Below are 14,971 nucleotides of genomic sequence, written 5' to 3'. Positions count from 1 at the left end.
GCCAACGATGAAATCACAATACTCAGAGCTCAACTTCGGCCTCGGCGAAACCCTCGATATGCTCCGCGAGCAGATCAACGGCTTTGCTGCTTCCGAAATCGCACCGCGCGCCGAGGAAATTGACCGCAACAACGAGTTCCCCATGGACCTGTGGCGGAAAATGGGCGACATGGGCCTGCTGGGTATCACCGTGAGCGAAGAATACGGCGGCTCCGACATGGGCTACCTGGCGCACGTCATCGCCATGGAAGAAATCAGCCGTGCTTCCGCCTCCGTTGGCCTCTCCTACGGTGCCCACTCCAACCTGTGTGTGAACCAGATTCACCGCAACGGCACCGAAGAACAGAAACAGAAATACCTGCCGAAGCTCGTTAGCGGCGAGCACATTGGCGCCCTGGCCATGTCCGAGCCCAACGCCGGCTCCGACGTCATCTCCATGAAACTGACCGCCAAAGATGAAGGTGACCACTACCTCCTCAACGGCAACAAAATGTGGATCACCAACGGCCCGGATGCGAACACCTACGTCATCTACGCCAAGACCGACACCTCCGCCGGCTCCAGGGGTGTCACCGCCTTCATCGTAGAGCGCGACGCCCCGGGCTTCAGCCGTCACCAGAAACTCGACAAGCTCGGCATGCGCGGCTCCAACACCTGTGAACTGGTGTTCCAGGACTGCAAAGTACCCAAGGAAAATGTGCTGGGCGGTGTTGGCAACGGCGCCAAAGTCCTCATGAGCGGCCTCGACTACGAACGCCTGGTTCTCTCTGGCGGCCCCCTGGGCATCATGCAAGCCGCTATGGACGTGGTCGTACCCTACATCCGCGAGCGCAAGCAGTTCGGCCAGGCCATCGGTGAATTCGAACTGGTCCAGGGCAAAGTCGCCGACATGTACACCTGGATGAACACCGCCAAGTCCTACGTCTACATGGTTGCCATGTCTGCCGACCGTGGCGCGGAAACCACCCGTAAAGACGCCGCCGGCGCGATCCTCTACTCCGCCGAAATGGCCACCAAAATCGCCCTGGACGCCATCCAGCTGCTCGGCGGTAACGGCTACATCAACGAATACCCGACAGGCCGCCTGCTGCGGGACGCCAAGCTGTATGAGATCGGTGCCGGAACGTCCGAGATTCGCCGGATGCTGATCGGCCGTGAGCTGTACCTGAACAAATAACGCGCAGCTTCAAGCCAGTAGCCGTCCGCAGCCGGATAAGCCGGGGACGGCTTGCACCCAAAGTACAACGAGGGACTGGCAGGGTGTCTTTCCGGGAATGTCGGCGGCCATGGATGGCCGACGTCAAGCGCACATGGATGTGCTCGTAGCGGTTCCCGGAAAGATTCCCTGCCAGTCCCGCCGCCCCGAACCTCGAGGCCCGAAAAAATGACAATACTTCAAAGCAAGATTAATCCCAGGTCCGAAGAGTTCCAGGCCAATCAGGAATCCATGGCCCAGGCCGTAGCCGACCTGCGCGACAAAGTTTCCACCATCCAGCAAGGCGGCGGCCCCTCCTACCAGGAGCGCCACATCGCCCGTGGCAAGCTGCTCCCCAGAGAGCGCATCAACCGCCTCCTGGACGACGGCTCCCCGTTCCTGGAAATTGGCCAGTTCGCCGCCTACAACGTTTACGATGAAGAAGTCCCCGCTGCAGGCGTCATCGCCGGCGTGGGCCGCGTCTCTGGCACCGAATGCATGATCATTGCCAACGACGCCACCGTGAAAGGCGGCAGCTACTACCCGCTGACCGTCAAGAAACACCTGCGCGCCCAGGAAATCGCCCTGCAGAACCGCCTGCCGTGCATCTACCTGGTCGACTCCGGCGGCGCCAACCTGCCCCGCCAGGACGAAGTCTTCCCGGATCGTGAGCACTTCGGCCGCATCTTCTACAACCAGGCCCGCATGTCTGCCGACGACATCCCGCAGATCGCCGTCGTCATGGGCCTGTGTACCGCCGGTGGCGCCTACGTGCCCGCCATGGCGGATGAATCCATTATCGTCCGCAACCAGGGCACCATCTTCCTGGCCGGCCCGCCGCTGGTGAAAGCCGCCACCGGTGAAGTAGTGACCGCCGAAGACCTGGGTGGCGCCGACGTACACTGTAAAATCTCCGGTGTGGCCGACCACTACGCCGAGAACGACGCACACGCCCTGGAAATCGCCCGGCGCAGCGTCTCCAACCTGAACCGTCGCAAGCCAACGGATGTGGAAATCCGCAAGCCCAAGGCACCGCTGTACGACGCCGAGGAAATCTACGGCATCGTTGGCACCGACCTGCGCAAGCAGTTTGACGTGCGTGACGTCATCGCCCGCACAGTCGACGGTTCCGAGTTTGACGAATTCAAACGCTATTACGGCCAGACCCTGGTCACCGGCTTTGCCCATATCCACGGCTACCCGGTGGGCATCATCGCCAACAACGGCATCCTGTTCAGCGAAGCCGCCCAGAAAGGCGCCCACTTCGTTGAATTGTGCTGCCAGCGCAACATCCCGTTGCTGTTCCTGCAGAATATCACCGGGTTCATGGTTGGCCAGAAATACGAATCCGAAGGCATCGCCAAGCACGGCGCCAAGATGGTTATGGCCGTGGCCTGTGCCAACGTGCCCAAGATCACCGTACTGATCGGTGGCTCCTTCGGCGCGGGCAACTACGGCATGTGCGGCCGTGCCTACAGCCCGGATTTCCTCTGGATGTGGCCGAACGCCCGCATCTCGGTGATGGGCGGCGAACAGGCCGCCGGCGTTATGGCCACCGTTCGCCGTGAAGGCATGGAGCGCAAGGGCCAGGAATGGAGCGCCGAGGAAGAAGCTGAATTCAAGAAGCCGATCATCGACACCTACGAACACCAGGGCCACCCGTACTACGCCAGTGCCCGCCTCTGGGACGACGGCGTCATCGACCCGGCCCAGACCCGGGAAGTGGTTGCCCTGAGCCTGTCTGCCACCCTTAACCGACCCGCCAAGCCGACACGCTTTGGCGTGTTCCGGATGTAATCGGGGAGACTGACATGACAGACAACGAATCCGCAGTTCTGCTCAAACGTCGCGACGAAGGCATTGCCGAGGTGGTTCTCAACCGCCCTGACAAACGCAACGCCTTCGACGACGTGATCATCCAGCAGCTGATCAGCACCCTCACCGAGGTGAATGCCGACAACAGCGTGAAAGTCGTCATCTGCGCTCCGAAGGCAAGCACTTCTCCGCCCGGGGCCGACCTTGGCTGGATGCGCCGCATGGCCGAGAACAGCCGCCAGGAAAACCTGGATGATTCCCGGGAACTGGCGCGACTGATGAACGTACTCAACCACCTCTCCAAGCCCGTGATCGGCCTGGTGCAGGGCGCCGCTTTCGGCGGCGCTGTGGGCCTTGCCGCCTGCTGCGACATCGTCATCGCCACCGAGAAATCCAGCTTCTGCCTCAGCGAAGTGAAGCTCGGCCTGATTCCGGCCGTGATCAGCCCCTACGTGGTGCGCGCCATCGGCGAACGCCAGGCCCGGCGGTACTTCATCTCCGCCGAAGTATTCACTGCCAAGCAGGCTCAGGAATACGGCCTCGTACACATCGTCTGTGACGATGTCGATGCCATGGAAGCCCGCTGCAACGAGATGCTCCAGCAACTGGCCATGAACGGGCCCGAGGCCATGAAAGCCGCCAAGGACCTGGTATTCGCCGTCAGCCACAAGCCCATCAACGACGACGTGATTGACGACACCGCACACCGCATCGCGGATATCCGGGTGGGTGAAGAAGGGCAGGAAGGGCTCAGCGCCTTCCTGAACAAGCGCAAGGCCAACTGGGTTCCGGAGGAAGAATAACAATGTTCAGCAAGATACTGATCGCCAACCGGGGCGAAATCGCCTGCCGGATCATACAAACCGCCCACCGCATGGGCATTCGCGTCGTCGCCGTCTATTCCGAGGCCGACGCCAATGCACGGCACGTGGCCATGGCTGACGAAGCCTTCCACATCGGCCCTGCACCTAGCTCCGAAAGCTACCTGCGTGCCGAAAAGATCATTGAGATTGCCAAAAAGAGTGGTGCCCAGGCCATCCACCCGGGTTACGGTTTCCTCTCGGAAAACACCGGGTTTGCCGAATCCTGTGAAGCCAACAACATTGTCTTCATCGGCCCGCCCTCCTCGGCCATCGCTGCCATGGGCTCCAAGTCCGCGGCCAAGGCCATCATGGAAAAGGCCGGCGTTCCGCTGGTGCCCGGTTACCACGGCGACGACCAGTCGGTTGAAACCCTGCGGGCCGAAGCCGAGAAATGCGGCTTCCCCTTGCTGCTCAAGGCTGTTGCCGGCGGCGGTGGCAAAGGCATGCGCGTCGTGAACAACATGGGCGAGTTTGACGACGCCCTGGCCGCCGCCAAGCGCGAAGCCCAGAACGCGTTCGGCAACCCGGACATGCTGATCGAACGTTACCTGACCCAGCCCCGGCACGTGGAGATCCAGGTCTTCTGCGACCAGGACGGCAAGGGTGTGTACCTGGCCGAGCGTGATTGCTCCGTGCAGCGCCGCCATCAGAAAGTCCTGGAAGAAGCCCCGGCCCCGGGCCTGAGCGAAGAAACCCGCAAGGCCATGGGGGAGGCGGCCGTGCGCGCCGCCCAGGCCATTAACTACGTGGGTGCCGGCACCGTTGAATTCCTGTACGACGTCGACGGTTCCTTCTTCTTCATGGAGATGAACACCCGCCTTCAGGTCGAGCATCCGGTTACCGAAATGGTCACCGGCCAGGATCTGGTGGAATGGCAGCTGAAAGTGGCCTGGGGTGATGCCCTGCCGCTGGAACAGTCCCAGGTGAAAACCCGGGGCCACGCTCTGGAAGCGCGGATCTACGCCGAAGACCCGGACCAGGACTTCCTGCCGGCCACCGGCAACCTGCGCTACCTGAGCACTCCGGATGAAAGCGCCCATGTGCGCGTCGACACCGGCGTGACCGAGGGCGACGACATCAGCATCCACTACGACCCGATGATCGCCAAACTGATCGTGTGGGACGAGACCCGCGACCAGGCCATCAACCGCATGGTTCAGGCCCTGGAGCACTACCGCATCGCGGGCGTGAAGACCAACATCCGGTTCCTGCACGCCCTGGCGGACGCCCAACCGTTCCGGGAAGCGGAACTGACCACCGGCTTTATCGACGATCACCGGGAACTGCTGTTCCCGAAATCCAAGCTGGATACCCATAAAGCCCTGGTACTTGCCGCCGGTTTTGTTCTGGAACAGCGCAAATCCCGGGAAGTGGTCAGCACCGACCCCTGGTCGCCCTTCGGTCGCCAGAACAGCTGGCGCATGAACTCGGAATTTGCCCAGCCGCTGCAGCTGCAGGTGGGTGAAGAGATTCACGATCTCAAGGTGCTGGAGCGCGACGATCGCTATCAGGTATTCGTTGGTGACAGCGTCTACAACCTGACTGCCCGTCTGGATGACGACTACTTGCAGGCGGTCATCAACGGCCATCGCATCAGCATCCACGGCAACCTGCACAACGACCAGCTGATGCTGTTCTACGAAGGCGACACCTTCAACTGCACCGTGTACAAGGAAAGCTACGGCTTCGAGGAAATGGCCAGCGAAGGCAGCCTGGCCGCGCCCATGAACGGCGCCATCGTCGCTGTGCAGGCCAAGGTTGGCGACAAGGTCACCGCGGGCCAGAGCCTGGTGATCATGGAAGCCATGAAGATGGAACACGCCATCAAGGCCCCGGCCGACGGCGTGGTCACTGAAATCTTCTTCGCCGAGGGCGACCAGGTTTCTGAAGGTGCTGAACTGATTGCCATTGAAGTGAATGAAGAGGAGGCAGGCTGATGGCCTTTCCCAAACAGGTTCGCCTGGTTGAGATGAGCCCCCGGGACGGACTCCAGAACGAGCCCGGCCCGGTGATCGCCACCGCCATCAAAACCGGGCTTATCGACCGCCTGGCAGACAGCGGCCTGAGCCACATCGAAGCCGCCAGTTTCGTGTCCCCGAAATGGGTGCCACAAATGGGCGACGCCGCCGAGGTGATGGCCGGCATCACCCGCAAGGCTGGCGTCCGCTACTCCGCGCTCACCCCGAACCTGAAAGGGTTTGAGGGGGCACTGGCGGCGAAGGCCGACGAAGTGGCCGTCTTTGGCGCTGCGTCCGAATCCTTCACCAAAAAGAACATCAACTGCACCATCGCCGAGAGCCTCGAGCGCTTTGCGCCGGTCGTCGAGGAAGCACGCAAACACGGCATCCCCGTGCGCGGCTATGTCTCAACCGTGATGGGTTGCCCCTATGAAGGTGACATTGCCCCGGAGCAGGTGGCCACCGTGGCCAAGGCCCTGTACGACATGGGCTGCCACGAGATTTCCCTGGGCGACACCATTGGTGTGGGCACTCCGATCAAAGCCAAACGCATGCTCGAAGCCGTCGCCGCGCACGTGCCCATGGATAAACTGGCTGCGCACTTCCACGACACCTACGGCCAGGCACTGGCCAATCTGTATGCAGTGCTGGAAGAAGGCGTCAGCGTTATCGATGCCTCCGTCGCCGGCCTCGGCGGCTGTCCCTACGCCAAGGGCGCTTCGGGCAACGTCGCAACCGAGGACGTGCTATACCTGCTTAACGGCCTTGGCATCAAGACCGGCGTCGATCTTGAAAAACTGGTCGCCACAGGCGACTGGATCTGCAGCCAGCTGAACCGTCACAACGGTTCAAAAGTCGGCCAGGCAATGGGCGGTAACTGTTAAAACCAGGAGTAGTTATGAGCAACAAGAATGTGGTCGCGCTGGATCTGCCGATTCCCGAGATCAGCGACATGCCGGAGGACACTCAGAAGTACTTCCAGATCTGCCAGGAAAAGCTGGGCATGATCCCGAACGTACTCACCGCCTACAGCCAGAACCTCAAACAGCTGGACGGCTTCACCCGCCTGTACAACGAGCTCATGCTCGGCGAAGGTGAACTCTCCAAGCTGGAGCGGGAAATGGTGGCCGTGGTGGTTTCCTCCGAGAACAAATGCTTCTACTGCCTGGTCGCCCACGGCGCTGCCGTGCGGGTGCTGAGCGGCGATCCCCAGCTGGGAGAGCACATGGTGATGAACTACCGCAGCGCCAAACTCGACAAGCGCCAGCGGGCGATGCTGGATTTTGCATCCCACCTTACCCGCTCCCCGGCCACCGTCACCGAAGACGACATCCAGGCCCTGCGGGATGCCGGTCTGAGTGACCGCGGCATTTGGGATCTCAGCAACCTGATCGGTTTTTACAACATGTCCAACCGGGTGGCGATTGCCAGCGATATGCAACCGAACCCCGAATATCACAGTCAGAGTCGCTAGCAGGTAAACCACCCTGCTCGCCCTCGAATACAAAAACAATGGAGGCAGAGATATGAGCAAGACTCTACCAAGTTATACCAGCGGAACCGCGGAAGTGCCCCTGCTGGGCATGACCATCGGTGAAATGCTCGACCGCACCGCCGAGAAATACCCGGACAACGAAGCCCTGGTGTGCCTGCACCAGGACATTCGCTGGACCTACAAAGAGTTTGTTGAAAAAGTCGACGAAGCCGCCCGTGCCTTCATGGCCATTGGCGTCAAACGCGGCGACCGCGTGGGCATCTGGTCACCCAACCGCTATGAGTGGACCGTTACCCAGTTCGCCACCGCCAAAGTCGGTGCCATCCTGGTGAACATCAACCCGGCTTACGGTGTCCACGAACTGCAATACGCCCTCAACCTGGCTGGTATCACCACCCTGGTGACGGCCGACAGCTTCAAAGCCTCCAATTACCGCGAGATGATCTACGAGCTGGCCCCGGAGCTGAAGCGAAGCTCCCCCGGCAAGCTCAAGGCCGACCACGTTCCGGAACTGCGGGCTGTGATCAATGTGCACGAAGACAAGCACGACGGCATGTGGACCTGGAAGGAATTCCTCGGCTTCTCAAGCGACGTGTCCCAGGACGATCTGGTAAAACGCCAGGGCGAACTGCAGTTTGATGACCCCATTAACATCCAGTTCACCTCCGGCACCACCGGCAACCCGAAAGGCGCTACCCTCACCCACCACAACATCCTGAATAACGGGTACTTTGTGGGCGAGAGCCAGCTCCTGACCGAGAAAGACCGCCTGGTGATCCCGGTGCCCCTTTACCACTGCTTCGGCATGGTCATGGGCAACCTGGGCTGTATCACCCACGGTTCTACCATGATTTATCCCGGCGAAGGCTTCGAGCCCAAGTCCGTCTTGCAGGCCGTGCACCAGGAAAAGGCCACCGCCCTGTACGGCGTGCCCACCATGTTCATTGCCGAACTGGCCGAGCCGGAATTCGAGACCTATGACCTTTCCAGCCTGCGCACCGGCATCATGGCGGGGTCCATCTGCCCGGCAGAGGTCATGAAGAAGGTCAACGGCAAGATGAACATGAAAGAGGTTCAGATTGCCTACGGCATGACCGAAACCAGCCCGGTTTCCACCCAGACCAGCTCCCTGGATCCGTTCGAGAAGCAGGTCACCACCGTGGGCCGCACCCAGCCGCACCTGGAAACCAAGATCGTTGATCCGGGCACCGGCAACGTGGTTCCGCGTGGCGAGATCGGCGAACTTTGCACCCGTGGCTACAGCGTGATGCTGAAGTACTGGAACAACGAAGAGAAAACCCGCGAAGCCATCGACAGCGCCGGATGGATGCACACGGGCGATCTGGCCACCATGGACGAAGAAGGCTATGTCCAGATCGTTGGCCGCATCAAGGATATGGTCATCCGCGGTGGCGAGAACATCTACCCGAAAGAAATCGAAGAGTTCCTCTACACCCACCCGGCCATCGAAGAAGTGCAGGTAACCGGCATTCCCGATGACAAGTACGGCGAAGAGCTTATTGCCTGGGTGAAGCTGGCTCCAGACGCGGCGCCAGTCACAGCCGAGGACCTGCAGGCCTTCTGCAAGGGCAAGATCGCTCACTTCAAGATCCCGAAGAACTACAAGTTCGTGGACGAATTCCCGATGACCGTCACCGGGAAGATCCAGAAATTCAAGATGCGGGAGATTTCAATCGAGGAGATGGGACTCAAGAAATAACCACGGTCCCTGCTTTTGTTGAACCGACAAACCCCGGCACTTGCCGGGGTTTGTCGTTTTCCGCTCCAGCGAATCAAGGCCGAATACGTGCTTGTCAGCGCTCCACCGCCATGCTTCACTTCTGTGATTAGCATGCAACCGGAGACGCCCCTATGCCCAGCCCCGCAACCGACTACTCGAAAACAAAAATCAGCCTTCAACGTGTCTGGGTGCTATTGCTCAGCGCGGTGCTCCTTGGCGGGTGCTCCACGGTGTACTACAAAACCATGGAAAAATTCGGGTATGAAAAGCGAGACATCCTGGTGGATAGAGTCGAAGATGCCCGGGACAGCCAGAACGACGCCCAGGAAACCTTCCGTTCGTCGCTTGAGCGTTTCCAGAGTGTGGTGGACACGCCTGACACCGAGCTCAAGGAACAATATGCCGAAATCAGCGATGCCTACGAAGACAGCCTGGCGAGTGCCGAAGAGGTTAGAGACCGGATCGACAAAGTAGAAGAAGTCGCCGAGGACCTGTTCGATGAATGGGAAGACGAGCTCAGCCTGTACGAAAGCGCGTCACTGCGCCGCAGCAGCGAACAGCAGCTGAAAGAGACCCGCGTCCAGTACGGCCAGCTGATCAGCCGGATGCACGACGCCGAGGACAGAATGGAACCGGTGCTGCAGGCATTTGAGGATCAGGTGCTGTACCTTAAGCATAATCTGAATGCCCAGGCGATCGGTTCGCTGGAAAACGAACTGGTGAGCATCCGTCAGGATGTGGATTCCCTGATTCGCAATATGGAACAATCAATCGCGGAGTCTGAAGCCTTTATTCAACGCTTTCGCCAGGGCGGGTAATACCTCAAGGGAGCCAACGCTATGGAGCGCCAAGACGCAGATCCTGCGCTCAAGCCGGCATTGATACAATTCGACATGGCGCTGGCAGAATTTGCCCGCGCCCGCAAATCGGACCCCAAAGCCTCCAGTCTCAGTCTCCTGGAGCGCACACGGATGCTAATGACGCTGCCAGGCGGCTTCGACGCCATCTACCGGCGCGTAAGGTCGCTCGAATCCGCTGGCATTTTCGGCACCAGCGACTGGGCCCGGCCAGCCCTGCTGCAACCGGCGCTCGCCAAACACTCTCTGAGGGAGGCGGGTGCAGTTACCACCATTGTCGAGGCGATCAGCGAACTGCGCATGCTGGCCGTCACCCGTGGCAAATACTTCCATCCCGGAATTTCTGCTGAGCAGGCACGCCACTTTCTCACCCAGGTGATGGCATTAAACCTGGACCTGCTGTCTGGCCAGCTCACCGAAGCCGATCGTGAAAGACCCAAGCAACTTGGCACCATCGTTCAGGAACTCTATCGGTACCTGATCTCCCACCTCGGTTATGAAAGCCTATTGGACAGCCTGGTGGCGGAAGTCTGGCGATTGCTGGACCAGGGGCCGGTGCAGGTCGACAGTATTCGGGAAATGATCGGGCAGATCGCCAAATGCCTTTACGACCCCGACATCAAAACCGGACGCAATGCCGATGCCACGCGGCTGGTGAAGGCCCTCTTTGCCCCCACACCTGCCAGCGCCGAGGACCCCGGCCTTGCCGTTTACGAGCAGCGTTTGAAAGACATGGACGACGTGGCGCTCTCCTCCGAAGCCACCTACTTTGCCCGCAGCATGTTCGACACCGGCCTTGCCTCTCCCTACCACGCGGTGATGCTCCGGTTCCTGCGCGCCAGCGGCCAGGACGATCTCATCCCCAACACACTGGGGCTGACCATGACCGGGCTGGACGATCTCTACTGTTACACCGATCTGGTCCATGCCCTGATTGACGAGGCCATCTATCCGGAAACCTGCCAGGCCGTCTATGGCCTGACCATGATGCTGGAGCGTGGATCGCTGTTTACACCCTCGGTGGCCCAGGCCCTGTGGCGGCAAATCAAACTGAAGCCCTCTGCGGAAACCGATCAAGCCCTGAGAGAGGCGTTCGGCGATGCCCGGCCACCCCGGGTATTCCTGCTGGCCGGGGTTATCAACCTGCTGGGCCAGCCGCTGGGCGTTGGTCAGGGCAACAACCCCACCTGCCAGTCTGCCATTGGCCTCTCCATGTGGGCGTCAAACGAGGCGGATTACCTGTTGCAAGTCCTGGCCTGGGCAGCACGCGACAACGAAGTACTGAGCCGCTTTGAAGGGCAGGAGGTTTCTTCCCGCGATCTGGAACCCGGTCTGGTGAAGGGCACGCCGGTGGATGTGGACCCGGTATCGCTCGTGCTCATACCCCATCTTGATCGCCTCTACGGCGAGATGTGGCGCCGCTGTGAAACCCGGGACGACGACGCCCATCGCTGGATCAACCCGGAGTTCTACGGCTGGTGGGTCAGCCACGGCTTTCGCGTGGTCGCCGACGTAAAAACCGGCGAGGTGAAAGACTACGAGGGGTTTATCCGGCATTTCTACGCGAGCTATCACCCCTTCTACAACGGCAACATACCGGTCATTCACGCCCAGCCTGCAGGGATTGCTGTAACAGACAGCGCCGCCCGCTTTGTTGGCCGGCACGCCATCAATATCCTGCGGGTTGCCCTGAGCCCGAAGAACGAGATGCGGGTGTACTTTTTCAACCCCAACAACGACAGCGGCCAGAACTGGGGCCAGGGCATTACCTGCTCAACCCATGGCAATGGCGAGTTTCGCGGTGAAGCTTCCCTGCCCGTGGCCGAATTCACGTCTCGACTGTACGCCTTCCACTATGACCCGCTGGAACTGGGCGACCTCTCGGCGATACCCGATGAGGAAGTCGCCCGGGTTATGGACCTGGGCTACACAAGCTGGGCGGCGCCGGGAGATACATCCGAGGAATAACACTCTCGGCTATCCACCCTAATAGCTCTCGGTCTTACCGGTGACCGGCGACAGGGGCTCGCCCTCCTCGTTCTGCAGCTGATAGTCGTAGGCGGCCTGCAGACCGGTATCCTCTTCGGTCTCATCATCCGGTTCGTATTCCAGATGCCTTGGATAGAGCGGCGACAACATGGCCACGATAATGCCGATGGCGCAGAACATGGCGAAGGCATCGGCGTAACCCACCTTGCCCACAAGCATACCGACTATCGGCGAGCCGGCCGCCTGGCCCAGTGATACTGCCATGAAAGGCAGTACGGGGCCCATGGACAGCCGCCCCGGCAGCAGGCGAATGCCGGTCATCAGGTACAGCCCGGTCAGACTCATGTAGGCCAGACCAAACACCAGTGCTGAAAACGCCGAAATCATCAGGTTGTCGGGGCTGGCCGCCAACAACGCCAGGCTCGCGGCCAGTGTCATCAGCATCAGGGCCTGGGTAACCGGTGGGTTGTTCCGGTCAGCCAGATCGGCCACCACCGCGCCGCCAAGGCCAGCAATACCGACCCCCAGCCACAGCCATGCCGTGGCATCGGATGGCATGGATCCCAGATTAACCACGAGATCGGGTGCGAAAATCCAGTAGGCGGCGGAGACAAAGCCCATCATGAACGCGAACAGCGAGAGCCTGAGCAGTCGCCACCATTGATCCGCACTGATTGGCTGCGCCGGCGCAGCATTGGCGGGCACAACACGGGATACAGACGGAATGAAGAACCAGGTGGCAATCACGCCAATTACCGCCAGCACGGCAAAGGACGCGTAGGCATAGCGCCAGGCCCCGGCGAGGAACAGGATCGTCGGCACAGCAACGACGACACCGATACTGGTGCCCGCGTTCATCACCGAGCTTACCCGGCCGTGGAGCGAGCGTCTCACCAACGCCTGCATGGCGGCTGTGAGAGCCGGCATCATCAGGCCCGTGCAGATACCACAGAGAACAACACCCACCCCGAGGGAGACGGCCCCCACGGCCTGGCTAATCAGCGCCAGGCCAACAACACCAAAAATACCGGATGCCATGGCGGTATTGCGGGCACCAAGACGATTTGCCGAGAGCGGAGCCACCAGGGTAGCGAATACGAAACTGATCAGCGGCAGCGCACCGATCACACCGATCACATCCGGCGCCAGCCCCAGGTCATCCCGGATCGGGGGAACGAACAGACCGAACGCAAAGCGCGCCAGACCATAGCTGATCGCGATCAGTGCTGCGCCGAGGAGTGCAAATGACGTGCTCGAAGGAAACTTCATTCCGCTGTGCTCCTTGCGCTGTCCATCTTCGTCAGACTAGACATCAAAGCAAGATTTTTAAAGCAGCGGATGGCCTGCTCCAGCGATCAGCCTGCGGTCTGGGGCAGAAACCGGCGGTCCCAGACCCGCTCAGCGGCCTCGAACAGGCTGTCCACCGTCAGCGCGAGCATGCCAATCAGAATCGCGCCCTGCAACACGTAGGCTGTGTTGCCATTGACGAGACCGGCGATCACCGGATCCCCCAGGGTTCGGGCACCGATGGTTGAGCCAATGGCGGCCGTTGCAATATTGATGGTTACCGAGGTCCGAATACCGGCCAGGATCACCCTGCCCGCCAGCGGCAACTCCACCTGCAACAGCACCTGAAAAGGCGACATGCCCATACCCAGCGCCGCCTGCCTCACTGTGGCATCGACACCCTCCAAGCCGGCCAGGGTATTGCGCAGAATGGGCAGCAATCCATACAGAATCAGCGCCACCAGAATCGGCGCCTCACCAAACCCGAGAACCGGCACCGCCAGGGCAAGAACCGCCACCGGCGGGAAGGTCTGGCCGATAGAGGCAATCTGGCTAACCAGCGGCAGAAAGTCCCGCCCAGCCGGGCGCGTGGCGAAGATACCTCCGGCAACCGCAGCGACGGTTCCAACCAGGGCGGAAATCACCACCAGCATCAGATGGTTCTGGAGCAGAAAAAGAAAGCTCTCCCGCTCGTAGATCACATTCTGTTTATCGGGCTGCACCCACTCGAAAAGCGGTTCGAGAGCCGGCATGCCCGCGCTCAGGGCACAGAGGAGCACAGTCAGCATCACAGGCGGCAACCAGACCCGCATCAGGCACCTTCCTGGATAATGCGGTCACGGGTGATGGTTCCGGTTTCCTGGCCATCGGCATTGAACACCGGCACCTGGCTCCAGTTCTGCCAGAGCATGATTGAAAGAGCCACTCGCAGGCTGTCGTCTTCCTTGAGGCCGTCGGCGCCGGGTTCCGGCTCTCTGGGCTGAGGGTGAGCCTCCATCAGATCACGCACTGTATGCAGGCTCATCAGTTTCAGGCCGCGGTCCTGCTTGCCCACGAGATTCTCTACAAAAACGGAGGCGGGTCGCCGGAGAATGTTCTCCGGCGTGTCGTGCTGGATAATCCGGCCCTGGTCCATCACGGCAATGCGGGTCGCCAGCCGCAGGGCCTCGTCAATATCGTGGGTTACAAAGACCGTGGTTTTCCGCAGCTGACTCTGGATACGCAGCATTTCCAGCTGCAGGTTTTCCCGCGTGATGGCATCCAGCGCACCGAAGGGTTCGTCCATCAGCAGAATATTGGGGTTGGCGGCCAACGCCCTGGCAACGCCTACCCTTTGAGCCTGCCCGCCGGACAATTGCTGGGGATATTTGTTGGCGTGGGTGGCCGGGTCCAGATCCAGCAGCGTCAGCAACTCATGCACGCGCTCGTCGACCCGCTCCCGAGGCCATTTCAGAAGCTGGGGTACCATGGCGATATTGCGGGCCACCGTCCAATGTGGGAACAGCCCCGTGCCCTGAATCACATAGCCCATGTTCAACCGCAGCTGCTCAGGGTTCATGGCGGTAACATCGTTACCGTCCACCAGGATCTGCCCCTCACTGTGGGGCAGCAACTGGTTGATCATCCGCAGGGTGGTCGACTTGCCGCAGCCAGAGCTTCCCACCAGCACGCACACTTCGCCGGTTTCGACCGTGAGGTTTATCCGGTCCACCGCCACGGCATCGCCAAAGCGGCGGGTAACGTTTTTCAGTTCGATCATCCGGGCTTATCC

12 protein-coding genes are annotated in these 14,971 nt (G+C 60.6%); 9 read left to right on the top strand and 3 right to left on the bottom strand.

What is annotated here, in order from left to right; translation table 11 throughout:
* Positions 1-7 precede the first annotated feature (7 nt).
* From HP15_RS05010 to HP15_RS04970, 9 genes are all read left to right on the top strand, one after another.
* Complete coding sequence (locus HP15_RS05010; RefSeq protein WP_008170605.1) at positions 8-1,177, top strand: isovaleryl-CoA dehydrogenase; 1,170 nt, start codon at positions 8-10, stop codon at positions 1,175-1,177.
* Between the two features lie 207 nt (positions 1,178-1,384).
* Positions 1,385-2,992 (top strand): carboxyl transferase domain-containing protein, encoded by a 1,608-nt coding sequence (locus HP15_RS05005; protein ID WP_014576483.1) that lies wholly within the window; start codon positions 1,385-1,387, stop codon positions 2,990-2,992.
* 14 nt (positions 2,993-3,006) lie between these two features.
* A complete protein-coding gene (locus HP15_RS05000) occupies positions 3,007-3,813 on the top strand; it encodes an enoyl-CoA hydratase-related protein (protein WP_014576482.1) in 807 nt (268 codons plus the stop codon).
* Between the two features lie 2 nt (positions 3,814-3,815).
* Positions 3,816-5,810, top strand: a complete 1,995-nt coding sequence (locus HP15_RS04995) for an acetyl/propionyl/methylcrotonyl-CoA carboxylase subunit alpha (RefSeq protein WP_014576481.1) — start codon at positions 3,816-3,818, stop codon at positions 5,808-5,810.
* Positions 5,810-6,715: a hydroxymethylglutaryl-CoA lyase gene (locus tag HP15_RS04990; protein WP_014576480.1), complete on the top strand. Its 906-nt coding sequence runs from the start codon at positions 5,810-5,812 to the stop codon at positions 6,713-6,715. The genes HP15_RS04995 and HP15_RS04990 overlap by 1 nt, the downstream gene beginning before the upstream one ends.
* Positions 6,716-6,729: 14 nt before the next feature.
* Positions 6,730-7,305, top strand: coding sequence for a peroxidase-related enzyme (locus tag HP15_RS04985; RefSeq protein ID WP_014576479.1), 576 nt, complete (start codon positions 6,730-6,732; stop codon positions 7,303-7,305).
* 52 nt (positions 7,306-7,357) lie between these two features.
* The gene (locus HP15_RS04980; RefSeq protein WP_081449819.1) at positions 7,358-9,046 is read left to right on the top strand and encodes an AMP-binding protein; all 1,689 of its coding nucleotides are present in this window, start codon (positions 7,358-7,360) and stop codon (positions 9,044-9,046) included.
* Between the two features lie 152 nt (positions 9,047-9,198).
* Entirely contained in the window at positions 9,199-9,885 is a 687-nt protein-coding gene (locus HP15_RS04975; RefSeq protein WP_008170621.1) for a DUF2959 domain-containing protein, read from the top strand.
* 21 nt (positions 9,886-9,906) lie between these two features.
* Entirely contained in the window at positions 9,907-11,892 is a 1,986-nt protein-coding gene (locus HP15_RS04970; protein WP_014576476.1) for a hypothetical protein, read from the top strand.
* An 18-nt stretch (positions 11,893-11,910) separates the two neighbouring features.
* Here the strand turns inward: HP15_RS04970 and HP15_RS04965 are convergent, their stop codons facing one another.
* The 3 genes from HP15_RS04965 to HP15_RS04955 all read right to left on the bottom strand — a co-directional run bounded on the left by HP15_RS04965 (position 11,911) and on the right by HP15_RS04955 (position 14,959).
* On the bottom strand, positions 11,911-13,182 hold the full coding sequence (locus HP15_RS04965; protein WP_014576475.1) for an MFS transporter: 1,272 nt from the start codon (positions 13,180-13,182) through the stop codon (positions 11,911-11,913).
* 86 nt (positions 13,183-13,268) lie between these two features.
* A complete protein-coding gene (locus HP15_RS04960) occupies positions 13,269-14,012 on the bottom strand; it encodes an ABC transporter permease (protein WP_014576474.1) in 744 nt (247 codons plus the stop codon).
* Positions 14,012-14,959 carry an ABC transporter ATP-binding protein gene (locus tag HP15_RS04955; RefSeq protein ID WP_014576473.1) on the bottom strand — a complete coding sequence of 316 codons (948 nt, stop codon included), beginning with the start codon at positions 14,957-14,959 and terminating at the stop codon, positions 14,012-14,014. Before HP15_RS04955 ends, HP15_RS04960 begins: the two co-directional genes overlap by 1 nt.
* Positions 14,960-14,971 lie beyond the last annotated feature (12 nt).

The organism is Marinobacter adhaerens HP15, from assembly GCF_000166295.1.
GTDB lineage: Bacteria > Pseudomonadota > Gammaproteobacteria > Pseudomonadales > Oleiphilaceae > Marinobacter > Marinobacter adhaerens.
Note: the sequence above shows the minus strand (reverse complement) of the source record. Positions and strands in the feature narration are given on the sequence as shown.